General features: G+C 64.9%; 17 protein-coding genes. 11 read left to right on the top strand and 6 right to left on the bottom strand.

Annotated elements, in window-relative coordinates:
- Positions 1 to 18 precede the first annotated feature (18 nt).
- Positions 19 to 753 (top strand): glycosyltransferase family 2 protein, encoded by a 735-nt coding sequence (locus IC761_RS18645; protein ID WP_195798118.1) that lies wholly within the window; start codon positions 19 to 21, stop codon positions 751 to 753.
- Positions 750 to 1,088, top strand: a complete 339-nt coding sequence (locus IC761_RS18640) for a lipid-A-disaccharide synthase N-terminal domain-containing protein (RefSeq protein WP_195798117.1) — start codon at positions 750 to 752, stop codon at positions 1,086 to 1,088. The genes IC761_RS18645 and IC761_RS18640 overlap by 4 nt, the downstream gene beginning before the upstream one ends.
- A 31-nt stretch (positions 1,089 to 1,119) precedes the next feature.
- Here the strand turns inward: IC761_RS18640 and IC761_RS18635 are convergent, their stop codons facing one another.
- Positions 1,120 to 2,898 (bottom strand): adenylate/guanylate cyclase domain-containing protein, encoded by a 1,779-nt coding sequence (locus IC761_RS18635; protein WP_195798116.1) that lies wholly within the window; start codon positions 2,896 to 2,898, stop codon positions 1,120 to 1,122.
- A 111-nt stretch (positions 2,899 to 3,009) separates the two neighbouring features.
- On the bottom strand, positions 3,010 to 4,194 hold the full coding sequence (gene metC, locus IC761_RS18630; protein WP_195798115.1) for a cystathionine beta-lyase: 1,185 nt from the start codon (positions 4,192 to 4,194) through the stop codon (positions 3,010 to 3,012).
- A gap of 382 nt (positions 4,195 to 4,576) precedes the next feature.
- Between metC and IC761_RS18625 the strand changes: the two genes are divergently transcribed.
- The 5 genes from IC761_RS18625 to IC761_RS18605 all read left to right on the top strand — a co-directional run bounded on the left by IC761_RS18625 (position 4,577) and on the right by IC761_RS18605 (position 9,878).
- Entirely contained in the window at positions 4,577 to 5,593 is a 1,017-nt protein-coding gene (locus IC761_RS18625) for an amino acid ABC transporter substrate-binding protein (protein WP_195798114.1), read from the top strand.
- A gap of 27 nt (positions 5,594 to 5,620) precedes the next feature.
- Positions 5,621 to 6,826, top strand: coding sequence for an amino acid ABC transporter permease (locus IC761_RS18620; protein ID WP_195798113.1), 1,206 nt, complete (start codon positions 5,621 to 5,623; stop codon positions 6,824 to 6,826).
- 13 nt (positions 6,827 to 6,839) lie between these two features.
- Entirely contained in the window at positions 6,840 to 8,360 is a 1,521-nt protein-coding gene (locus IC761_RS18615) for an amino acid ABC transporter permease (protein ID WP_195798112.1), read from the top strand.
- An 11-nt stretch (positions 8,361 to 8,371) separates the two neighbouring features.
- Positions 8,372 to 9,112 carry an amino acid ABC transporter ATP-binding protein gene (locus tag IC761_RS18610; RefSeq protein WP_195798111.1) on the top strand — a complete coding sequence of 247 codons (741 nt, stop codon included), beginning with the start codon at positions 8,372 to 8,374 and terminating at the stop codon, positions 9,110 to 9,112.
- Positions 9,113 to 9,341: 229 nt separating this feature from the next.
- Positions 9,342 to 9,878 carry a DUF805 domain-containing protein gene (locus IC761_RS18605; protein WP_195798110.1) on the top strand — a complete coding sequence of 179 codons (537 nt, stop codon included), beginning with the start codon at positions 9,342 to 9,344 and terminating at the stop codon, positions 9,876 to 9,878.
- 15 nt (positions 9,879 to 9,893) lie between these two features.
- On the opposite strand, the gene IC761_RS18600 is transcribed toward IC761_RS18605, so the two are convergent.
- The 4 genes from IC761_RS18600 to IC761_RS18585 form a co-directional block, all read right to left on the bottom strand.
- On the bottom strand, positions 9,894 to 10,928 hold the full coding sequence (locus IC761_RS18600; RefSeq protein ID WP_195798109.1) for a cysteine synthase A: 1,035 nt from the start codon (positions 10,926 to 10,928) through the stop codon (positions 9,894 to 9,896).
- An 83-nt stretch (positions 10,929 to 11,011) separates the two neighbouring features.
- Positions 11,012 to 12,241, bottom strand: coding sequence for an SAM-dependent methyltransferase (locus tag IC761_RS18595; protein ID WP_195798108.1), 1,230 nt, complete (start codon positions 12,239 to 12,241; stop codon positions 11,012 to 11,014).
- Between the two features lie 97 nt (positions 12,242 to 12,338).
- Positions 12,339 to 13,175, bottom strand: a complete 837-nt coding sequence (locus tag IC761_RS18590) for a DUF1365 domain-containing protein (protein ID WP_195798107.1) — start codon at positions 13,173 to 13,175, stop codon at positions 12,339 to 12,341.
- A 4-nt stretch (positions 13,176 to 13,179) separates the two neighbouring features.
- Positions 13,180 to 14,493 carry an NAD(P)/FAD-dependent oxidoreductase gene (locus IC761_RS18585; protein WP_195798106.1) on the bottom strand — a complete coding sequence of 438 codons (1,314 nt, stop codon included), beginning with the start codon at positions 14,491 to 14,493 and terminating at the stop codon, positions 13,180 to 13,182.
- 396 nt (positions 14,494 to 14,889) lie between these two features.
- On the opposite strand from IC761_RS18585, the gene IC761_RS18580 reads away from it, so the two are divergent.
- The 4 genes from IC761_RS18580 to IC761_RS18565 are packed head-to-tail and all read left to right on the top strand — an operon-like array spanning position 14,890 to position 24,077.
- The gene (locus tag IC761_RS18580; RefSeq protein ID WP_195798105.1) at positions 14,890 to 16,374 is read left to right on the top strand and encodes an efflux transporter outer membrane subunit; all 1,485 of its coding nucleotides are present in this window, start codon (positions 14,890 to 14,892) and stop codon (positions 16,372 to 16,374) included.
- On the top strand, positions 16,364 to 17,782 hold the full coding sequence (locus IC761_RS18575; protein WP_195798104.1) for an efflux RND transporter periplasmic adaptor subunit: 1,419 nt from the start codon (positions 16,364 to 16,366) through the stop codon (positions 17,780 to 17,782). Before IC761_RS18580 ends, IC761_RS18575 begins: the two co-directional genes overlap by 11 nt.
- 38 nt (positions 17,783 to 17,820) lie before the next feature.
- Positions 17,821 to 20,970 (top strand): efflux RND transporter permease subunit, encoded by a 3,150-nt coding sequence (locus tag IC761_RS18570; RefSeq protein ID WP_195798103.1) that lies wholly within the window; start codon positions 17,821 to 17,823, stop codon positions 20,968 to 20,970.
- A complete protein-coding gene (locus IC761_RS18565; RefSeq protein ID WP_195798102.1) occupies positions 20,970 to 24,077 on the top strand; it encodes an efflux RND transporter permease subunit in 3,108 nt (1,035 codons plus the stop codon). Before IC761_RS18570 ends, IC761_RS18565 begins: the two co-directional genes overlap by 1 nt.
- The last annotated feature ends 30 nt before the right edge of the window (positions 24,078 to 24,107 follow it).

Genomic DNA, 24,107 nt, shown 5'->3' with positions numbered 1-24,107 from the left:
CAACCACGAGCTTTCGATTTGTCGTCGTCCCAGCCTTCGGTTTCCATCGTCGTCCCCGTACGCAACGAAGCCGACAACATTGCGCCCCTGATCGAGGAGATCACAGCCGCGCTCGATGGCCGCTGGGCCTATGAGATCATCTATGTCAACGACGGCTCGACCGACGCAACCGGCGAGCGGCTCGCATCGATCATGGCGCAGCGGGACAATCTTCGGCAGTTGCGTCATGCCAAATCGGGCGGCCAGTCGGCGGCGGTCCGCAGCGGCGTGCGCGCGGCCCGCGGCGCGATCGTGGCGACGCTTGACGGCGACGGCCAGAACAATCCCGCCTTCCTGCCGGACCTGATCGCGGCGGTCGAGCAGGGCGCCAATGTCGGGTTAGCCGCCGGACAACGCGTCGGCCGCAAGGACACCGGTTTCAAGAAATTCCAGTCGCGCATCGCCAATGGCGTGCGGGGCTCGATCCTGAACGACGGTACGCGCGACACCGGTTGCGGGCTGAAGGCATTCCGCCGTGAGGTCTTCCTGATGATGCCCTATTTCGACGGGCTGCATCGCTTCCTGCCGGCGCTGGTACGACGCGAAGGTTTCGACATCGCCTATGTCGATGTGATCGACCGGCCGCGCCGTTCCGGCGTGTCCAACTACGGATTTTTCGACCGGCTGTGGATCGGGATCATGGATCTCGCCGGCGTGTGGTGGCTGATCCGGCGCAAGAAGCCGACGCCGGAAGTGACTGAGGTGAAGGCATGATCATCCAATACGGCCAGGCGCTGAGCAACTATCTCTACGACGTCTTCGTCGCCAAGTTCGATTTCTGGCTGGCCTTCGGCCTGGTCGCGCAATTGTTCTTCACCGCGCGCTTCCTGGTGCAGTGGATCGCGAGCGAGCGCGCCGGCAACAGCGTGGTGCCGATGGCGTTCTGGTTCTGCTCGATGGGCGGCGGCCTGATGACCCTGGTCTACGGCGTCGTCAAGCGCGAGCCCGTCATCATCCTCGGCCAGGCGCTCGCGACCATCATCTATGTCCGCAACATCATGCTGATCTGGAAGAACCGCGGCAGCGCCTCGAGGACGGTGGATCGCTGACGCCGACGGACCAGCGCGGCAGCCGTGCCGGCTATGACGGCAGACCCGTCAGACGCAGGCCTTGTTCGAAGGCGGCAAGGTCCGCGGCACGGCGCAAGGGCCATACGTTGGCAAAATTGGCGACCCGGACCTGCGGGTCGAGCGCGCGCAGACGGTCTACAGCCTTGTCGCGGTCCTCGTTGCGTCCGGTGAGCGCGGCGCTGACCGCAGCCATGATCAGCGCGGCGGCGTAGTTCGGGTTTTGTCTCAGGGCGCGCTGGGCCCAGTCCAGCGCTTCGTCGTAGCGGCCGGCAAAGAAATGAGCCAGCACGATCCCGTTCTGGACGATGAAGATCAAGGGGTCGAGCGGGCTCAGTCGGATCGCCCGCTGCAGATGCTCGATGGCGAGTTCGGGGTCGCCGAGAAACGCGCGGACATATCCGCTGAAGCGCCAGGCCGCCGCCAGATTGGGGTTGAGGTTCAGCGCCCGATCGATCAGCGCCGCCCCATCGTCCAGATTGGCGGCGACGAACGCCAGTGCGAAGCCAGCCTGGGCAAGTGCTATCGCGTCGTCGAAGCCGAGTTTGGCGGCCTTTCTGGCCGCCGATTCCGCAGCCGCCGTTTCCTGCCCGGGATCGGCGATCCAGCCATTGGCTTTGCGCCATACATAACAGTAGGCGCTCATGCCGTGGGCAGTCGCGAAGTTGGGATCGATTTGCGTGGCGCGCTGGAAATTCTGAAGGGCCTGGACATTGGCGTCCCTCGTGCCCTGATAGATGTTCGCCATGCCATGCAAATAATAGTCATAGGCGGCGAGCTTGTCGGTTGGCTTGTGCCTGGCGCGCTCGATCTCGGCCTGCTCGAGCTTCGGCGCGATCGCGCCGATCACGCTGGTCGTCACCTCATCCTGGAGCTCGAACACGTCCTCCAGCGCGCCGTCGAAGCGGTCCGCCCAGAGATGCGCGCCATTTGAAGTGTCGATCAACTGCCCGGTGATGCGCACCTTGCTGCCGGCTTTACGGACGCTGCCTTCCAGCACGTAGCGGACACCGAGCTCGCGACCGACCTGTTTGATGTCGACCGCCTTACCCTTGTAGGTGAAGCTCGAGTTGCGGGCGATCACGAATAGCCAGGTCATGCGGGACAGCGCCGTGATGATGTCCTCGACCATGCCGTCGGCAAAATACTCCTGCTCTGGGTCGCCGCTCATGTTGGTGAACGGCAGCACGGCGATCGAGGGCTTGTCCGGCAAGGCGAGGGCGGTCGCCGGTCGGTCGGCCGAAATCATAGAGGCCATTGATCCCGCCACCGGGCGTGCGCGCCACGCCCGCATAGGTTCGGAGATGTTCTTGAGCGACTGGTGCCCCATATCGTCATAGGCGATCTCGGTCTTGCCTCTGATCTGGCGATAGGCATCGTCCGAGACGCAAATGCCGCCGGGCTCGGCGATCCCCTCCAGGCGCGCCGCGATGTTGACGCCGTCGCCGAAGATGTCATCGCTGTCGATGATGATGTCGCCGACGTGAATGCCGATCCGGAACTGGATGCGCTTCTCGACCGGCATGTCGACGAAGCCGCCGGCCATGGCCCGCTGCACCTCGACCGCGCAGCGAACGGCGTCGACGGCGCTGCCGAACTCGACCAGCATGCCGTCCCCGGTCGTCTTCACGATCCGTCCGCGGTGTTCGGCGATCTTGGGATCGACGAGCGTCTTGCGGCAGCTTTTCAGCCGCGCGAGGGTGCCCTCTTCGTCCTCGCCCATCAGGCGGCTGTAGCCCGCGACGTCGGCCGCAAGGATGGCTGCCAGACGGCGGTCGACGCGGACGTTCATGCTTTCAAATCCATCGACCGAACAACTTATACGGGCAACACGCAATAGCTACCTATATGTCACACCCGGCGAGCCGTCGATAGAAACCGGATCAGTGCGGACGGGTCCGTTTCAGGAACTCGCCTTCAGCACCGTAAGGCCGCGATCGAGATCGGCCTTGAGATCGTCGGTGCTCTCGAGGCCGATATGCAGTCGCAGCGTCGGGCCGCCCGGCGCCCACTTCGTCGCCGTGCGGTAGGCGTTGCAATCGAAGGGAATCGCGAGGCTCTCGAAGCCGCCCCAGGAAAAACCCATGCCGAACAGCTTGAGCGTGTTGAGCATGGCGTCGACCGCCGTCTGCGGCGCGGGCTTCAGCACGATGCTGAACAGGCCCGAGGCCCCGGTGAAATCGCGTTTCCAGATCGCGTGGCCCGGATCGGTCTCCAGCCCCGGATGCAGCACGCGCGCGACCTCGGGACGGCTCGCGAGCCAGCGCGCCATCTCGAGGCCGGAGCGATGATGCTGCGCCAGCCGCACCGACAGCGTGCGCAGGCCGCGCAGCGCGAGGAAGACGTCATCCGGACCGGCGCAGACGCCGAGCAGACGGATGCCTTCGACGATTTGCGGCCACGCCTTGGCATTGGCCGAGATGGTGCCGAACATGATGTCGGAATGGCCGCCGATATATTTGGTGGCGGCCTGCATGCTGATGTCGACGCCCTGCTCGAGCGAGCGGTGAAAGAGCGGCGTCGCCCAGGTGTTGTCGTCGATGACCAGCGCGCCGCGCGCATGTGCGACCTCGGCGATGGCGCGGATGTCAGGCATCTCGAACGATTGCGAGCCCGGCGCCTCGACCAGCACCGCGCGGGTGTTGGGCTTGAACAGCTTGTCGATGCCGGCGCCGATCATCGGATCGAAATAGCTGGTCTCGACGCCGTAGCGGGCGAGCATGCCGTTGCAGAAATTGCGCGAGGGCCGGTAGACGTTGTCGCAAACCAGGATGTGGTCGCCGGTCTTCAGCACCGAGAGCAGGGTGGTCGAGATCGCCGACAGGCCCGACGGGACGATGCCGACGCCGGCGCATTGCGGCCCCTCCAGCGCCATCAGCGTGTCCTGGAACGCCCGGGTCGTCGGAGTGCCGTGGCGGCCATAGGTGAACTCGCCGCGATGGGCATGCAGGTCCTCGGCGGTCGGATAGAGCACGGTCGAGCCGTGGAACACCGGCGGATTGACGAACCCCTTCTGCGCCTTGGTGTCGCGGCCGGAGGTGACCAGCCGGGTCTCGGCGTGCTGCTCGGAGGGGTGCGAGGAATCCATGCGTCTGCTTTCAAAACCGCGTTTCCGCCGGGCGCGCATTGCGCCCTGCGGGCCGGCCGGAGGCCGCGGACGTTAATAACAGAATACAGAAGAGTCCCGTCAACCCCTTGACCCGGCTCGCCAGTCGTTCTGTGATGCGCAGGTGCTATTCAGTCGCCGCATGTTGAGGGGCCTGCCGCGACCTTCGATCCATCGTCTGACTGGACTTTGCGTCACAGCCGTCAAGGCGGGCGCATGCGGCGGGGATTAAGGTATGGCCTCCAGGCATCGGCGGGTGTGCGGCAAGGTTTCCAGCATGACTCTTGCAAGGCAATCTTCCTGGCAGAGACGATCCTGAGACAATGTTCCCGACCTTGAGACGACTTTGAAAGGCCTTCAGCCCATGAAACGCGTAACCCTGGCTCTCACTCTCGCTCTCGCCGCCGGCTTCACCGCCCAAGCCGCCGATGCGCAAACGCTCAAGACCGTCAAGGACCGCGGCATGCTGTCCTGCGGCGTCAGCCAGGGCCTGCCTGGCTTCTCGGCACCCGACGACAAGGGCAACTGGACCGGCCTCGATGTCGACGTCTGCCGCGCCATCGCGGCCGCCATCTTCAACGATCCGACCAAGGTCAAATTCGTGCCGACCTCGGCCAAGGATCGCTTCACCGCGCTGCAATCCGGCGAGATCGACGTGCTCTCGCGCAACACCACCTGGACCATCTCGCGCGATACCGGGCTCGGCGCCAATTTCACCGGCGTGACCTATTATGACGGGCAGGGCTTCATGGTGAAGAAGTCGCTCAAGGTGAACTCCGCGCTCGAGCTCAACAGCGCCTCGGTCTGCGTGCAGACCGGCACCACCACCGAGCAGAACCTCGCCGACTACTTCAAGGCCAACAACATGAAGTATGAGGTGATCGCGTTCGGCACCAACGACGAAACCGTCAAGGCCTATGAGGCCGGACGCTGCGACGTCTTCACCACCGACCAGTCGGGCCTCTACGCCAACCGCTTGAAGCTCGCCAATCCCAACGACCACATGGTTCTCCCCGAGATCATCTCGAAGGAGCCGCTCGGCCCTATGGTGCGCCACGGTGATGACCAGTGGTTCGACCTCGTGAAATGGACGCTGTACGCGATGGTCACCGCCGAGGAGCTCGGCATCACCTCGAAGAACGTGGACGAGAAGGCCAAGATGGAAAATCCGGAGCTCAAACGCGTCCTCGGCTCCGACGGCAATTTCGGCGAACAGCTCGGCGTGACCAAGGACTGGGTGGTCCGGATCGTGAAGGCGGAAGGCAATTACGGCGAGATGTTCGACCGCAATGTCGGCGCCGGCTCGCCGCTCGCGATCAGCCGCGGTCTCAACAATCTCTGGAACAAGGGTGGTCTTCAGTACGCGCCGCCGATCCGCTGATCCCGCGCGATCCGCAGGCTGACGGCAATGAGCATCGAGGCTCGTAAACCGCCGCTCCAGCTCACGCTGAAGATCAGGCGTGTTCTGGGTGGCAAGGCAGGCTGGAACGGCGTCGCCGTCCAGTTTGCCTTTGCAGCGGTGCTGGGCTGGATCGCCTACGAGATCATCTCCAACGCCCGCGCCAACCTCGAGAACCAGCACATTGCCGCTGGCTTCGGTTTCTTGCGGAACAATGCCGGATTCGACGTCAACCAGACGCTGATCCCCTACACCGGCTCCGATACCTTCTTCCGGGTGTTCGTGGTGGGGCTCCTCAACACGCTCGTGGTCTCGGTGGTGGGCATCGTGTTCGCCACCGTGATCGGATTCATCATCGCGTTGTGCAGGCTGTCGCCCAACTGGCTGCTGGCGCGCGTCGGCGAGATCTATGTCGAGCTCATCCGCAACCTGCCGCTACTGTTCCAGATCCTGTTCTGGTACCTCGCGGTGCTTGCGGCGCTCCCTAATCCGCGGCAGAGCATTTCGCTGCTCGGCATCGCCTTCATCAGCAATCGCGGACTGGTCATTCCGCAGCCGATCGGCCAGGCCGGGCTCGAGCCGTTCCTGGTGGTGCTGGCGATCGGAATCGTCGCCGCGCTGGCGTTGCGCGTCTATGCGCGGCGGGCGCTGTTCCTGTACGGTCGGATGATCCGCATCTGGCCTTATGTGCTGGGCCTCGTTGTCGGGCTGCCGCTCGTCACGATACTGGCGTTCGGTCTGCCCTTCACCTTCGAGCTGCCGCAGCTCAAGGGTTTCAATTTCGCCGGCGGCTCGCGGATCATCCCGGAATTCGTGGCGCTGACGTTGGCGCTTTCGACCTATACGGCCTCCTTCATTGCCGAAATCGTGCGCGCCGGCATCCTGTCGGTCCACAAGGGGCAGATGGAGGCGGGATCCTCGCTCGGCCTGAGCCGCGGCACCACGTTGCGGCTCATTGTGGTGCCGCAGGCGATGCGCGTGATCGTGCCGCCGCTAACCAACCAGTACCTCAACCTCACCAAGAATTCCTCGTTGGCGGTCGCGATCGGTTATCCTGACCTGGTCTCGGTGTTTGCCGGCACCTCGCTGAGCCAGACCGGGCAGGCGATCGAGATCATCGCCATGACGATGGGCGTCTACCTCCTCATCTCGCTGATCACCAGCGGCGTCATGAGCATCTACGGTTGGCGCCTCAGCCGGAGTCTTGGAGCATGAAAAGGCTTGGCGCATGACCGACATCACTGCGTCATCCTTCGTCCGTCAGGATCTGGTCGCCGAGCGTCCGGCGCCGGTGAAGACCACGGGATTCATCGGCCTGTTGCGCACCCGCCTGTTCAATTCGCCGACCAACATTCTGCTGACGATCGTCGGCGCCTTGCTGCTCTGGTTCACGATCATTCCGTCCGTCAGGTTCCTGATTGTCGATGCGGTCTGGCGCGGCAGCGACCGCACCGCCTGCCTCGCCGAGAACGCCGGATTTGCGGTGGGGGCCTGCTGGCCCTATATCCAGGCCAAGCTGCCGCAGCTGATTTACGGCTTCTATCCCGAGGCCGAGCGCTGGCGGGTCGACCTGTCACTCATCCTTGCGGCGGTTCTGCTGCTGCCGCTCCTGATCCCGCGCCTGCCGGCGAAGGGACTGAACGCCGGGCTGTTTTTCTTCGCCTTTCCGGTGGTCGCATTCTTCCTGCTGCATGGCGGCGGCATCACCGGCTTCGGCCTGAGCTGGACCGCCGGCCTGCTGCAATTATTCGACGAGAGTATCGGCAGCGCTGGCCAGGTCCTGCTCAGTCTCAGCAAGAATTCGGCCGTTGCGCCATTGCTCTGGGTCGTCGGCAACCTCATCCTGCTGCTCGGCACCGCGATCCATTGGCTGATCTTCCCGCTGACCTGGCTGCGCGACCAGATCCAGGTGACGGGCCAGCCGGTTTGGGTCGATTTCGCCATCACCGCCGCGGTTGTTTCCCTGATCGCCTTCGTTCTCGGCGGCGGCGTCCGCAGCGGCGGACGCGCGCTCGCAGCGACCATCGCTACCTTCGTCGCCATTGCCATCGTCATCAAGCTGATGGGGCTCGACCATGGCGGGCTGCCGATCGTCGCCACGAATTTGTGGGGTGGCCTCTTGGTGACGCTGGTGGTTTCCGTGACCGGGATCGTCACCTCGCTGCCGATCGGCATTGCGCTCGCGCTTGGCCGCCGCGCCTCGATCCCGCTGATCCGGATCTTCTCGATCGCCTTCATCGAATTCTGGCGCGGCGTGCCGCTGATCACCGTGCTGTTCTTCGCCACCTACATGCTGCCCCTGTTCCTGCCCGGCAATTTCTCGGTCGACGGTCTGGTGCGCGCGCTGATCGGCATCGCGCTGTTCACCGGCGCTTATCAGGCCGAGAACGTCCGCGGCGGCTTGGCTGCGATACCGCGCGGGCAGGGGGAGGCAGCTGCGGCGCTTGGGCTGTCCTGGTGGAAGACGACGTCGCTGATCGTGCTGCCGCAGGCGCTCCGCCACGTCATTCCGAACCTCGTCAACAGCTTCATCTCGCTGTTCAAGGACACTTCGCTGGTCTCGATCGTGGCGCTGTTCGACCTCCTGGGCTCGTTACGTGCGTCATTCTCCGACCCGAAATGGTCGACGCCGTCGACCGCGTTCACCGGATTCGCCTTCGCCGGCATCATCTACTTCCTGTTCTGCTTTGGAATGTCGCGCTACTCGTTGTTCGTCGAGCGCCGTCTCAACGCCCACCGCCGCAACTGATCGAGCTCACCATGTCCAATAGTCCCATCGTCAACATTTCCGGCCTCAACAAATGGTACGGCGAATTTCACGTGCTGCGGGACATCGACCTCGAGGTCGAGAAAGGCGAGCGCATCGTGATCTGCGGCCCCTCGGGCTCGGGCAAGTCGACCCTGATCCGCTGCATCAATGCGCTGGAGGAATTCCAGGAGGGCGAGATCGTCGTTGACGGCATCGAGCTCGGCCCGAACCTCAAGCATGTCGACGCGGTGCGCCGCGAGGTCGGCATGGTGTTCCAGAGCTTCAACCTGTTCCCGCATCTGACGGTGCTGGACAATTGCACGCTGGCGCCGATCTGGGTACGCAACATCCCCAAGAAGGACGCCGAAGCGACCGCGATGAAATTTCTGGAGCGGGTCAAGATTCCGCACCAGGCCAACAAGTTTCCGGGGCAGATGTCGGGCGGCCAGCAGCAGCGCGTCGCGATCGCCCGCGCGCTGACCATGAACCCGAAGGTGATGCTGTTCGACGAGCCGACCTCGGCACTCGACCCCGAGATGGTCAAGGAGGTGCTCGACACCATGGTCGACCTCGCCGAAGAGGGCATGACGATGCTGGTGGTCACCCACGAGATGGGCTTTGCCAAGGAAGTCGCCAACCGCGTGGTCTTCATGGACGCCGGCCAGATCATCGAGGCCAACACGCCGAGCGAATTCTTTGCCAACCCGCAGCACGCGCGCTCGAAGCTGTTCCTGAGCCAGATCCTGCGATGATCCGGACAAAGGCGCCCTTGCGCCGTGCCCACCACCTTTCGGCGACCTCGATAGGCATGGTGGGGCACGCTTTCGCTTTGCCCATCCTACGACGGTCTGCAAGTCCGGGCCGATACCTAAAATTTTAGGCAATTCCGCCGCGAGCATGAAACCATGCCGCCAGCGACGCCCCGCCGCTTCACGCGTCCGAAAGCTATTGCCGCGCATATGGCCGAAAAAGGGTGCGTCAATGCTCGGTTTTCTGTTCGGCTTCAATGCCCGCCTCGGGCGCTTGCAGTTCTTTCTCGCCTCGGTCGCGCTGGCGATTGTGATGACCGCGATTTGCTTTGCGATCGCGATGGCCTCGCTGCGCACCAGCTCACCCGCTGCGGTGCGGCCGGAAGACCTCATGAAGAACTGGGCCATCATCGCCGCGATCGTCTTCTTCGGGCTCGCGACGTTCACGCTGCAATCCATGCGCATCCGCGACATCGGCTGGGACCCGGTCTGCGTGATCCCGGCCTGGTTCGCGCTCATGATCGTCGATCACGTCGCCGCGGGGCGGTTTCCGGCCTGGGCGATCGGCCAGGAGCATCAGGGCACGATGGTCGGCGGGATCGTCAATCTCGGACTGATGCTCGCGCTCACGTTCTGGCCGAGTGCCGGCAGCGAGGGCTCTTACAACAATCCGTTCCAGCCGCCTGCGCGCGCCGCCAACAAGCCGTCGATGTCGAGTGAACGCCTCGCGCGCGTGTCGCAGGGCGCGCCGCGGCCGACCTGGAGCTAGTACGCCCCGCGGCGACTAGACGAACGGCGGCTTGATGTTGCTGCGCTTCTCCAGCCATTCCGGCACTGGAAGATTCTTGGCGCGCATGAAATCCGCGTTGAACAGCTTTGACTGATAGCGGCTGCCGGAATCGCAGAGCACGGTGACGATCGTCCTGCCCGGCCCGAGCTGCTTTGCCAGCCGCATCGCGCCCACGATGTTGATGCCGGTCGAGCCGCCGAGGCAGAGGCCCTCGTGCTGGAGCAATTCGTAGATCACCGTCACCGCTTCGGCGTCGGGAATGAGATAGGCGTCGTCGACCTTGGCGCTCTCGACGATCGCGGTTGCCCGGTTGAGGCCGATGCCTTCGGTAATCGAGCCGCCGGGCGTGGCCTTGGGGTCGCCGGTCCTGAAATATTCGAACATGCCGGCGCCGTGCGGGTCCGCACAGGCGATCCGGATGTTCTTGTTCTTCTCTTTCAGATAGCGGCTGGTGCCGGCCAGCGTGCCGCCGCTGCCGACCGAGCAGACGAAGCCGTCGACCTTGCCGCCGGTCTGCTCCCAGATCTCCGGCCCGGTGGAGTCGTAATGCGCCTTGGCGTTGTCGAGATTGTTCCACTGGTCGGCGAACAGCACGCCGCTGGGCTCGGTCTTGCGCAGCTCGTCAGCGAGGCGGCGGCCGACGTGCTGGTAGTTGTTGGGATTGGCGTAAGGCAGCGCCGGCACCTCGATCAGCTCGGCGCCGCACAGCTTCAGAAAATCCTTCTTCTCCTGGCTCTGCGTCTCCGGGATCACGATCAGCGTGCGGTAGCCGCGCGCGCTTGCGACGACCGCAAGGCCAATGCCGGTGTTGCCGGCGGTCGCTTCCACGACGAGACCGCCGGGCTTGAGCTCACCGCGCTTCTCGGCCTCCAGGATCATCCATTTGCCGGCGCGGTCCTTGACCGACTGGCCGGGATTCATGAACTCGGCCTTGCCGAGAATGGTGCAGCCGGTCAATTCCGACGCGCGCTTCAGCTTGATGAGCGGGGTGTTGCCGATGGCTTCGACAACGTCGTTTTTGATGGTCATGTCAGGCAATTACCGGCTGGTTATGTCGTGGGCGCCGACCCTAAAGTAGGGTGGCGGACCACACAAGCCGAGGGCGCAAACTCTTATTGCTGCTTTGCGAAGATGACTTGCCGGACGTCGATATTGCCGGACAGGAATCCGGCCTCGCAGTAGGAAAGATAGTATTCCCACAGCCGCCGGAATCGGTCGTCGAATCCGAGCGGAACGAGACCTGGCCAGGCCGCGCGAAAATTATTTCGCCAGGTCGCAAGCGTCTTGGCATAATCTTGCCCGAAGATGCGCTCGCGGATGACGGGCACACCGAACCTCTCGCCGAGCGACTTGAGCACGGCAGGCGAGGGCAGCATGCCGCCTGGAAAGACGTAGCGCTGGATGAAGTCGACCTCGCGCCGATAGCTCTGGAAGTGCTTGTCCTGGATGGTGATGGCCTGGATGCCGGCAAGCCCGCCAGGCAGCAGCCGGTCACGCAATTGTGCGAAATAGCGCGGCCAGAACTGCTCGCCGACCGCCTCGATCATCTCGATCGAGGCGATGCGGTCGTAGCGGTCGCGCTCGTCGCGATAATCCTGGAGGCGGATCTCGACCTTGTCGGCGAGGCCTGCCTCATGGATGCGCCTCTGTGCAAAGTCGCGCTGCTCGGTCGAGATCGTCAATCCGACCACGCGCGTGCCGAACGTCTTTGCGGCAAATTCCGCAAAGCCGCCCCAGCCACAGCCGATCTCGAGCAGCTTCTGACCCGGCTTCAAATCGAGCGCCTCGGCGAGGCGGCGATATTTGTTGGTCTGGGCTGACGTGAGATCGGTGGTCGTCTCCTCGAACAGAGCCGAGGAATAGGTCATGCTGGGATCGAGCCAGGCCGAGTAGAACGCATTGCCGATGTCGTAATGGGCGTGGATGTTACGCCGCGCCTGGCGGCGGGTGTTGCGGTTGAACCAGTGCCGCACCATCTGCACGAACCGCATCAGCGGCTTGTCGCGCAGCATGGCCTGGATCAGATCGTGGTTGACGCAAAACAGGTAGAGAAACTGCGTGAGGTCCGGCGTATCCCAGTCGCCGGCGAGATAGGCTTCCGCGATCCCGATATCGCCACCGTTGATCAGGCGCGCGGCAAAACCGTAATTGTGCAGCCGCATGATCGCGGCCGGGCCGGGCTCTTGCCCGCCAAGGCGGACCACGCGCGCATCCGGCAGAATGACGTCGAGCGTGCCGCGCCGCAGCCTGGAGCCGAAAGTAAGCGCAAGGCGGACGAGGCGCGGCAGGTCAGCGAGCGCTGTCTCCACATTATCGGGCGTCACCGAAATGGCATTCGACATCGGCGGATCCATTGACTGAACGGATACTGTCCGACCGCGTGCCAGGCGCGCCCATCCCGCCTCATATCGCTGGACCACGGCGCGCCCCGCAAACCGGTCAGCGACGAATAATATAGGCGCGCGATTTGCCCGACGCCAAGGTGGTTTCGCTCGCAGGCTGCGCTGCGGCATTCGGTCGTGGCACCGGCCGCGCACCCTTCAGCCAGAGCCGCAACGCCTCCCAGTGGATCGCCGCCATCACCTTGAGGCTCACGAGCGGCAGTGCGAAGAACGATCGCAGCAGGGCCCGGGAGGTGAGCGCCCGGCGGCGGCCGTTGAAGGTCGCCGCCAGCAACGGACCGTCGCGGTCGGTCTCCAGGATGCGCAGCCTGACCGTGCCGGATGGCGGCTGGACGCGGAAATGATAGCGCATCGCCATCGGCAGGAAGGGTGAGACATAGAACAGCTTGTCCTGCTGCTGCCGGAGGCCCGCATCGCTCCATTCCCCCGGTCGCACCGGCAGGATGTAAGGGTGAAATTCGCCAAAGGTGTTGCGCACCTCGTAGATCGCCAGCGCCAGCTCGCCGTTGTCGCGATGGCAAAAATAGACCGAGAGCGGATTGAAGCCGTAGCCGAGCAGGCGAGGATAGCAGAGCAGCTCGACCCGGCCGCCGGCGAGGTCGATACCGTGCGCCGCAGCGCAGCGTAGCGCATAGGCCTTCAGCGAAGAGCCGTCGCGCGGGCCATGGTCCTTCTCGTGGAAGCTGTAGAGCGCGGTGCGGTTGACGCCGAACAGCGCCGATTGCCGGTCGGCCTCGTTGAGCCGGTCGAGATCAATCAGGAGACTCATGACGCGATAGCGGAAGCGATGGCCGATCGGCTTCAGCCGCGCATGCATGACGTCGCCGAAATAGAGGGCGGCAGCGTCGGTTATGGGCAAAGCTGTCGTCGCCATTGCGCTACTCCGCGGCCTCCGCCAGCGCGACCGGTGCCTCGCGCCACGGCGCGGTGGCGCCGAGCGCCTCGGCGACCGCAAGACCGGAGCACAGGCCGTCCTCGTGAAAGCCGTAGCCGGTCCAGGCGCCGCAGAACCAAGTGCGGCGCGCGCCCTGGATTTCGCCCAGCCGCTTTTGCGCGGCAAAGGCCGCCGCATTGTACTGCGGATGCTCGCAGAGATATTGGCCGAATGTCAGCTCGGGCGCGGGCTCGAACGGTGGATTGAGGCTGACGAACAGCGGCTTGTCGGCATCGATGCCCTGGAGCCGGTTCATCCAGTAGGTGACGGCAACGTCGTTGAGCGCCGAGCCCTCGCGCTGCCAGCGCAGGAAATTCCAGCACGCCCAGGCGCGGCGCCGCTTCGGCATCAGCCTGATATCGCGATGCAGGTAGACCCTGTTCGGGGCATAACCGATGGCGCCGAGGATGTCGCGTTCGCGCTTGTCCGCGTCGGACAGCATGGCAAGCGCCTGGTCGCTGTGGGCCGCGATCACCACATGATCAAAGCTCTCGTGGCGGCCGTGACTGTCATGGACCACGACGCCGTGTGCGGTTCGCTCCACCGACGTCACTGCACAGCCGAGCCGGATGCGATCCTTGAACGCGGCCTGGAGCCGCTCGACATAGCGCTGGCTGCCGCCCTTGACCGTACGCCAGACCGGTCGGTCGTAATGCAGCAGGCGATGGTTGTCGAAGAAGGCGATGAAATTCTCGGCCGGGAAGTCGAGCATCTCGCTCGCAGGTGCCGACCAGATCGCAGCCCCCATCGGCGCGAGATAGTCGGTGAGCAGCCGTTTCGCGAAACCTCGTTGCTGAAAATAGTCTCCCAGCGTTAGTCCGGCGAGGCGGCCGCTGCGCAAATCGTCGACGCTTTGCCGGCCGAACCTGGGGATGTCCGTGAGCATGCGGATGTAGGACGGCGAGAGCAGGTTGCTGGCCTGCGCAAACAGGCCTGCGCCTGTCGCCCACCATTCACTGTCGCCACCGCGCCATTCGAACCGGCCGCCATCGGCGGAGACGGAGAAGCTCATGCAGCTCGCCAAAGTCTCGACGCCGAGATGGGCGAACATCGCCGTGAGATCGGGATAGTTGAGCTCGTTATAGACGATGAAGCCGATGTCGACGGCGACCGGCGTGCCCAGATAGTCGATGCTGACGGTGTGGCTGTGGCCGCCGGGGCGCAGCTCGCGGTCATAGACCGTCACCGGATAGCGCTGTGAAAGCGTCCAGGCCGCCGCGTTGCCGGCGATGCCCGTTCCGATGACCGCAATGCGCATGTGTAAGCGTCCCTGCCTTGTGTGGGAGAAGCTACGGTGCGTTGCGGCGCAGGTTTCAGGGGAGCGCGTGGCGGGCCGGCTGGCTCTGGCGCGACTGTGGCGACAATATCACATGAAATCTTGGTAAGCTTGCCCCGGTTTCCGGACGTTTCGAGAAGGAGAGAAACCCTTGCAAGACAGTCATTTCTCGTATTTTCAGGGTCGGGATATCGGCGCTTTCGAGGGTGCCTTTCGCAGGTGCGGGACTGTCCCGCAGTTCCGCGCCCGGCTAGGATGAATGTCAGGCTCCGCAGAAAGCATCACCGCTGTGAACGAGTTCGACAAAGCCACCCAACTGCCACGCCGCGAATCGGATAATCCGGGCGCGCGGTGGCGGTTCGGCCTGTCCGGCAGGGGGTGGATGTGACAGAGCCGGTTCCGGCGGTCGCCACGGGGCGATCCCATGGTTCTACGTCCCGGAAGCCGGGCGTCGCACGCTGGCTCGCGGTGCTCTGCCTTGCGACGAGCTCGGGCGCCTGTGTGCTGACCCAAGACCTTCCCGATCCGGCGCTCGATGTCCCCACGCAGTATAAATATGTCGGCAAGGCCGACGCGCCGCCGTCGCTGGATTGGTGGCGCGGCTTCCGCTCTGCGGAGTTGACGCAATTGATGGAAGAAGCGCAGACCGTCAATCTCGACATCGCCGCCGCCGTCTCGCGCATCGTCGAGGCCGACGCCCAGGCGCGGCAGGCGGGCGCCGCCCTGCTGCCGAGCCTGTCGGGCGGCGGGCAGGAGACCTATTCGCGCACCTCCGGCTCCTCATCCTCCGGCCTCACCAATGGCGGCCGTGAGGTCGTCAACTACCAGGCCTCGCTGAGCGCGAGCTACCAGCTCGACTTCTGGGGCCAGAACCGCGATGCGCTGCAAACGGCGGAGGAAACAGCGAATGCCAACCGCTTCGACCGCGACACGGTCGCGCTGACGACCCTCGCCAGTGTCGCCAATGCCTATTTCCAGGTGCTGGCGTCACAGGATCGGATCAGGACCTCACAGCGCAACATTGCGAGCGCGCAGCGTATCCTCGATGCGGTCCGCGAGCGCCGCAAGGCGGGGACGGGCACCGATCTCGACGTCGCCCAGCAGGAGAGCGTGCTGGCGAACCAGAAAGCCCTGGTGCCGCCGCTGCGCCAGACGCTCGACCAGAACGTCAACGCGCTCGCCGTGCTGGTGTCGCGGCCGCCGGAAAGCGTGCGCGTGCTCGGCGGCTCGCTGAACGGCATCGCGATCCCCCGGGTGACGCCCGGCCTGCCGTCGGAGCTTTTGACCCAGCGGCCTGACATCCGCCGGCAGGAGGCGCAGCTCGCCTCCGCCACGGCGAACATCGGCAATGCCCGGGCGCAATTCTTCCCGACCATCCAGCTGACCGGCAACGGCGGCTACCAGAGCTCGGCGCTGATCTCGCTGTTCCAGCCGCATGCGGCGTTCTTCCAGCTCGTCGGCAGCGCGACCCAGCCGATCTTCGACGGCGGCAAGATCCTTGGCAATTTTGAATATGCCAAGGCGCGCCAGGACGAATTGCTCCAGACCTACCGCAAGACCATCGTCCAGGCCTTCACCGACGTCGACAATGCGCTGTTCTCGATCAGGCAGACCACGATCAAGCTGCAATTGCAGCGTGATGTCGTCGCCGCCTCGCGGCGCGCCTTCGATCTGTCGGAGCAGCAATTGCGCGCCGGCACCGCGGACATCGTGACCGTGCTCAACACCCAACTGACCCTGTTTACGGCGGAAGATGCGCTGTCGCAGGCGCAACTCGCTCGCCTTCTTGCCATCGTCAGCCTGTATCAGGCGCTCGGCGGCGGCTGGGAGCCGCGCATGGAGAAACCGGTCAATGCTCTTTAAGCCGGACAAGAAAGATGATGCGAAGCAGGTGACCGCGAAAAAATCGCGCGGGCGCGGCTTCGTCATGACCCTGATCACGCTCGCGATCCTCGGCGGCCTCGGCTACATCGGCTGGATCGTCATGCATCAGCAGCCGCAGGCGAACAATCGCAACCAGCGCCCCGATCTGCCGGTGCCGGTGCTCGCGGCAACGCCCCGCATCCAGGACGTGCCGGTCTATCTCGACGGCGTCGGCGCGATCCGCGCGCTCAATACCGTGACCGTGCGCTCGCAGGTCGACGGCAAGCTGATCGCGGTCAATTTCACCGAAGGCCAGGACGTCAAGAAGGGCGACGTGCTCGGCGAGATCGATCCCGCGCTCTATCAGGCGACCTATGACCAGGCCGTCGCCAAGAAAGCGCAGGACCAGGCCCAGCTCGCCAACCAGCGCATTGATCTCACGCGCTACGAGCAGCTCGCCGCCTCCAATGCCGGCTCCAAGCAGCAGGCCGATACCCAGCGCGCGGCGGTCGCGCAGACCGAGGCGCTGGTCAAAGCCGACCAGGCCGCGATCGACAATGCAGCGGCGACGCTGAGCTACACTAAGATCGTGGCGCCGCTCACAGGCCGCGTCGGCCTGCGTCAGGTCGACCAGGGCAACATCATCCACGCCTCCGACACCACCGGCCTCGTGGTAATCACGCAATTGCAGCCGATCGCTGTGTGGTTCAGCCTGCCGCAGCAGCAGATCATGCGGGTCAACGCGGCCGCCGCCAAAGGCGCGCTGGCGGTCGACGTGTTCGGTAATGACGGCGTCACCGTGATCGACACCGGCAAGCTGACCGGCATCGACAACCAGGTCGACCAGACCACCGGCACGCTCAAGCTCAAGGCGGAATTCCCCAACGCCCACTACCAGCTCTGGCCCGGCCAGTTCGTCAATGTCCGCCTCAAGGTTGAGACGCTGATGCAGGCGCTGGTGGTGCCGACGTCGGCCGTGCAGCGCGGACCGATCGGCACCTTCAGCTATGTGATCGGCGCTGACAATGTCGCCTCGGCCAAGCCCGTGACCGTGACGCAGCAGAACGAGCATGACGCCGTGATCGCCAGCGGCCTGTCACCGGACGACCGGGTCGTGACGACCGGCTTCGCCAACCTGTCCGACGGCTCCAAGGTCATCGTCGGCCGCGACGAGCAGACGCCGTCGGCCGACCTCGCCCCGCGCAAGCGGACGCGCGCGCCGCAGGGCGACGGCCAGAAGGGCGGCCAGGCCAAGGACGGCCAGAAGGATGGGCAAAAGGACGGCGGCAAGGACGGCCAGGAGCGCCGCGCCAAGCGCATCGACGGCGAGGGCGACCAGAAGGGCCAGACCGGACCGGCACCGGCACAGGGGGCTAACTCATCGGGAAGTGGAGCGAAGCAGCCATGATCCCGACAACAGCCGTCTGAAACGGCAGGCCAACTCCCATGGGTGTCTCCGAACCCTTCATCCGCCGTCCCATTGCGACCTCGTTGCTCGGCATCGCATTGCTGATCGGCGGCGCGCTCGGCTATTTCGCGTTGCCGGTTTCGGCGCTGCCGCAGGTCGACTTTCCGACCGTGCAGGTGACGACGCAGCTGCCCGGCGCGAGCCCCGACGTGATCGCCTCGCTGATCACCGCGCCCCTGGAGCGCCAGCTTGGGCAGATCCCGTCGCTGTCGGCGATGAACTCGACGAGCTCGTTCGGCGTCAGCCAGATCTCGCTTCAGTTCGACCTCAACCGCGACATCGACGGCGCCACCCAGGATGTCCAGGCCGCGATCAACGCCGCCGCCGGCGTTCTGCCCAAGACGCTGCCTTATCCGCCGACCTACGCCAAGGTGAACCCGGCCGACGCACCGGTGATGACACTGGCGCTGCGCTCGGACACCATCTCGCTGCGGGCGATGAGCGACATCGCAGACACGCTATTGGCGCAGCGGCTGAGCCAGATCTCGGGCGTCGGGCGGGTCTCCGTGCTCGGCGGGCTGAAGCCGGCCGTGCGCGTGCAGGCGGACCTGGCACGGCTCGCGGCCTACGGCATCGCGATGGAGGATCTGCGCGCCGCCATCTCCAACGCCAACGTCTCCGGACCGAAGGGGTCGCTCGACGGCGCCCAGCAATCCTACATCATCGCAGCCAACGACCAGATCGCCGCAGCCGACGCCTACCGGCCCATCATCATCGCCTACCGCAACGGCTCGCCGGTCACGATCGGCGATGTCGCCCAGATCGTCGACGGTCTCGAGAACGACCGCACCGGCGGCTGGTACCAGGGCACACCGGCCGTCATCCTCGACATCCAGCGCCAGCCCGGCGCCAATGTGATCGACGTCGTCAGCCAGATCCGGGCCGAGATTCCCAAGGTCCAGCGCGCGATTCCGGCGGGCGTGCACCTGACCATCGTCTCCGACCGCACCGTCACCATTCGTGCTTCGGTCCACGATGTGCAGTTCACGCTGATCCTGAGCGTCGTGCTGGTGACACTCGTCGTGCTGTTGTTCCTGCGCTCGCTGCGCGCCACGCTGATCGCGGGCGTGGCGCTGCCGCTGTCGCTGATCACGAGCTTCGGCATCATGTATTTTGCCGGCTTCAGCCTCGACAATCTGTCGCTGATGGCGCTGACCATCGGCACCGGCTTCGTCGTCGACGACGCCATCGTGATGATCGAGAACATCGTCCGCCATATGGAGAATGGCGACAGCGCGATGCAGGCCTCGTTGAAGGGCGCAAGCGAAATCGGCTTCACCGTGATCTCGCTGACGGTGTCGCTGATCGCGGTGTTCATCCCGCTGCTGTTCATGTCGGGCCTGGTCGGCCGCATGTTCCGAGAATTCGCGCTGACGCTGACCATCGCGGTCGTGACCTCGGCCGTGGTGTCGCTGACGCTGACGCCGATGATGTGCTCGCGTCTGCTCAAGCACGCCCATGAAGAGTTGGCCGTGCCGGGGCTTGCAGCCATCAGCCGCTTCATCGACCGTACCGTCGCGTTCTACCACCGGACGCTGCTCGTGGTCCTGGAGCACCAGCGCGCCACGCTGGTCGTCACCTTTGCCACGCTCATTGCCACCCTCGCTCTCTACGTCGTCGCGCCAAAGGGTTTTCTGCCGCTCCAGGACACCGCCTCGATCACGGCGGTGACCGAGGCGGGACCGGACGTGTCGTTCGCCGAGATGCAGAAACGTCAGGCTGAGGCTGCCGACGCCATCAAGGCCGACCCTGACGTAACCGGCGTGGTCTCCGTGATCGGCGCAGGCTCAGTCAACCCGACCACCAATGTCGGCCGTCTCGTCATGACGCTGAAGCCGCGCGGCGAGCGGCGCGATGATGTCAGCGTGGTCATCAGCCGGCTGAAGGAGAAGGTGGCGAGCATTCCCGGCATGACCGTCTACTTCCAGCCGGTGCAGGACGTGCAGATCTCGACCCAGTCGAGCCGCTCGCAGTACCAGTACACGCTGACCGGCACCGATGCGGCGATGGTCTCGGAATGGGCGCGCAAGCTGGTTGCGGAAATGCGGAACGATCCATTGTTCCGTGACGTCTCCTCAGAGGCGCAGGAAGGCGGCCTGCGCGCGCAGCTCGAGGTCGACCGCACCCGCGCCGGCCAGCTCGGCGTTAGCCTCCAGGCCATCACCGACACGCTCAACGACGCCTTTGCCCAGAGGCAGATCTCGACCATCTACGGCCAGGCCAACCAGTACCGCGTGGTGCTGGAAGCGCTGCCGATGTACCAGCGCGATCCCTCGATCCTGTCAAAGCTCTATCTGCCGGGCGGGGCGAGTGCGACCGCCGGCGCGCCGAACGCCCAGGTGCCGCTCGACGCGGTGGCGACGCTGAAACGCACCACGGCGCCGCTGGCGATCTCGCATCAGGCGCAATTCCCCGCGATCTCGCTCAGCTTCAACCTCGCGAAGGGCGCAGCGCTCGGCGACGCTGTCGAGGCGGTGAAGGCGATCGAGACCCGCATCGAGATGCCCAACAGCATCGTCGGCGTCTATGCAGGCGATGCCGCCGAGTTCGCCAAGGCGCTCGCCGGCCAGCCCTGGCTGCTGCTTGCGGCCGTGATCACGATCTACATCGTGCTCGGCGTGCTCTATGAGAGCTACATCCACCCGATCACCATCTTGTCGACGCTGCCCTCGGCCGGCGTCGGCGCGATCGTGGCGCTGATCCTGTGCGGGCAAGATCTGTCCGTCATCGGCCTGATCGGCATCATCCTCTTAATGGGCATCGTCAAGAAGAACGCGATCATGATGATCGACTTCGCGCTGGAAGCCGAGCGCGGGCAGGGCATGCCGGCGCATGAGGCGATCGTGCAGGCCTGTCTGTTGCGCTTCCGTCCGATCATGATGACGACGCTGGCGGCGTTGTTCGGCGCGCTGCCGCTCGCGATCGAGAGCGGCACCGGCGCCGAGCTGCGCTTCCCGCTCGGCATCTCCATCATCGGCGGCCTGCTGCTCAGCCAGCTGTTGACGCTCTACACCACGCCCGTGATCTACCTCGCGCTCGACCGCATCAACCGCCGCCTCGAGCAGGCGCTGCCGCCGCCGACGCCCGAGGCGCCGCCCGCGGCCGGCGCAACCGAGGGGATGCAGTGATGGCATCGATCTCGGAGCCCTTCATCCGCCGTCCGGTCGCGACCACGCTGCTGTCGATCGGTCTGTTTTTGCTGGGCGGCGTCGCCTACGAGTTCCTGCCCGTCGCCTCGGTCCCGAACGTCGACTTCCCCGCCATCTTCGTCTCGGCCAGCCGTCCCGGCGCCGATCCGTCGGTGATGGCGGCGACTGTCGCCGCACCGCTGGAGCGGCGGCTCGGCGAGATCGCGGGCATCAACCAGATCACCTCGACGTCGTCGCTCGGCGTCGCCAACATCCAGCTCCAGTTCGACATCGGCCGAAACATCGACAAGGCCGCGCGCGACGTGCAGGCCGCGATCAACGCCGCCCTGGTCGACCTGCCGAGCGACCTGCCGGCGCTGCCGCGCTTCCGCAAGGCCAACACGGCCGGCGCGCCGGTCTTCGTGCTGGCGCTGACCTCGAAGACGCTGTCGGCAAGCGCCATCTATGACGTCGCCGATACCGTGCTCGCCCAGCGCATCTCGCAGGTGCCGGGTGTCGGCGACGTAACGGTGTCGGGTGCCGACCAGCCGGCGGTGCGGATCCAGCTCAATCCGGTGGCGCTGTCGAATGCGGGGATCGCGACCGACGACGTCCGCACCGCGATCATCAACGCCAACCCGCTCGGCCCCGTCGGCATCTTCAACGGCGAGCGGCAGAGCGAGACGCTGTCGCTGAACAAGCAGATGCGCACGGCCAAGGAATTCCGCGACATCGTCATCAAGAGCTCGAACGGCAATTTCGTCCGGCTCTCCGATGTCGCCGATATCGAGGATTCCGTCCGCAACGCCCGCTCGATCGCCTGGTTCAACAAGCAACCGGCCGTGCTGATCCAGATCACCAAGCAGGGCGATGCCAACGTCATCGACACCGTCGACCGGGTCAAGGCGCTGATCCCCGAGCTGAAGCAGTGGATTCCCGCCGGCGTCGACGTCTCCACCCTGGTCGATCGCACCAGCACGATCCGCGCCAGCGTGATGGACATGCAATGGACCTTGCTCGCGACCGCCGTCCTGGTGATGGTGGTGGTGTTCGTGTTCCTGCGCCGCGTGACGCCGACGATCGCGGCCGGCATCTCGGTGCCGTTGGCGCTGGCCGGCACCTGTGCCGGGATGTGGGTCGCGGGCTTCTCGATCGACAATCTGTCGCTGATGGCGCTCGCGATCTCCGTCGGCTTCGTGGTCGACGACGCCATCGTCATGATCGAGAACATGTTCCGCAATCTCGAGCATGGCATGCGGCCGATGCAGGCGGCGCTGGAGGGCGCCAGGCAGATCGGCTTCACGGTCGTTTCGATCAGCCTGTCGCTGATCGCGGCGTTCACGCCGCTGATCTTCATGGACGGCATCGTCGGCCGCCTCTTGCGCGAATTCTCGCTGACGCTGACCTTCGCGATCGTGGTCTCGACGCTGGTGTCGCTGACGGTCACGCCGATGATTTGCGCGCACTACATCCGGCAGACGACCTCTGGGTCGGCCACGCTGTTCGACCGCATTATCGAAGGCTCGCTGTCGCGCATCGTCGCGTTCTATGCCCGCACCTTGAGCGCGGCGCTGGAGTTTCCGCTGCTGACGCTTTTGGTGTTCTTCGCCACCATCGGGCTGACGGTGATGCTCTACATCAAGGTGCCCAAGGGCTATTTCCCGACCGACGATTCCGGTTTCGTTATCGGCGCGACGCGCGCCTCGGCCGACATCTCGTTCCAGTCGATGCTGAACCTCCAGCAACGGCTTGCGGACATCGTGATGCAGGATCCGGCCGTTGCCGGCATCGGCTCGACGGTCGGCAGCGGCGGCGGGGGCCCGGGCGCTGCGACCTCGAACCGCGGCACCATGTTCATCAGCCTGAAGCCGCCGGAGGAGCGCGACCACGTCTCGACCCAGGTCGTGATCGACCGTCTCAGGCGCGCGCTGTTCCCGGTGCCTGGCATCCGGCTCTTCATGTTCGCCGCCCAGGACGTGCGCGCCGGCGGCCGGCAGAGCGATTCCGACTACCAGTACACGCTCGCCTCGACCGATCTCGGGCTGTTACAGCAATGGGCACCGATCGTGGCCAAGCGCATGGAGACGGTCGAGGGCATCACCGACATCTCCAGCGATCGCGATCCCGGCGGGCTTCAGCTGACGCTGAACATCGACCGCCAGAAGGCGGCGATGCTCGGCGTCCGGGTCCAGGACATCGACAATGCGCTGAACAACGCCTTCTCGCAGCGGCAGATCTCGATCATCTACACCCAGCGCAACCAGTACATGATCGTGCTGGAGATCGACCCGAAATTCCAGGTCGATCCGTCCAATCTCGAGCGCATCTATGTCGCCGGCGCCAACGACACCCAGGTGCCGCTGTCGGCTGTGGTGCATGCGACGCGCGGGCTCGCAGCACTCGCGGTGTTTCATTCGCAGTCGGTGCCCTCGACCACGGTGTCGTTCAACCTGCTGCCGGACGTGCCGCTCCAGGCCGCCACCCAAAACATCCAGCGCGCGGTGGACGAGCTGCACATGCCCGAGGGAATCCGCGGCTCTTTCGACGGCAATGCCGGCGATTTTGCCAAAACCAGCGGGCGGCAGCCGCTGTTGATCCTCGGTGCGCTGGTGGCGATGTATATCGTGCTCGGCGTACTCTATGAGAGCCTTGCGCACCCGCTCACCATCATTTCGACATTGCCCTCGGCCGGGCTCGGCGCGCTGCTGGCGCTGCAAATCACCAACACGCCGCTGACGGTGATCGCCTTTGTCGGCATCATCCTGCTGATCGGCATCGTCAAGAAGAACGGCATCATGATGGTCGACTTCGCGCTCGATGCCGAGCGCCAGCGCGGCCTGTCCTCGGCCGAGGCGATCTTCGAGGCCTGCCAGGCGCGCTTCCGCCCGATCCTGATGACGACCATGGCGGCGCTGTTCGCCGGTATTCCGCTGGTGATCGCAACCGGGCCGGGCACGGAGCTGCGGCGCCCGCTCGGCATCACCATCATCGGCGGCCTGTTCGTCTCGCAGATCCTGACATTGTACACGACACCCGTGATCTACCTCCTGATCGATCGCCTGCGGCGGCGCTCAGAGCCGCAGCCACTGCCGGCACCTGCGGAATAGGTTGTTGAAGCGCCGCGCGGGGCGTATAGC

The sequence above is a fragment of the Bradyrhizobium commune genome (genome assembly GCF_015624505.1).
GTDB lineage: Bacteria > Pseudomonadota > Alphaproteobacteria > Rhizobiales > Xanthobacteraceae > Bradyrhizobium > Bradyrhizobium commune.
Note: the sequence above shows the minus strand (reverse complement) of the source record. Positions and strands in the feature narration are given on the sequence as shown.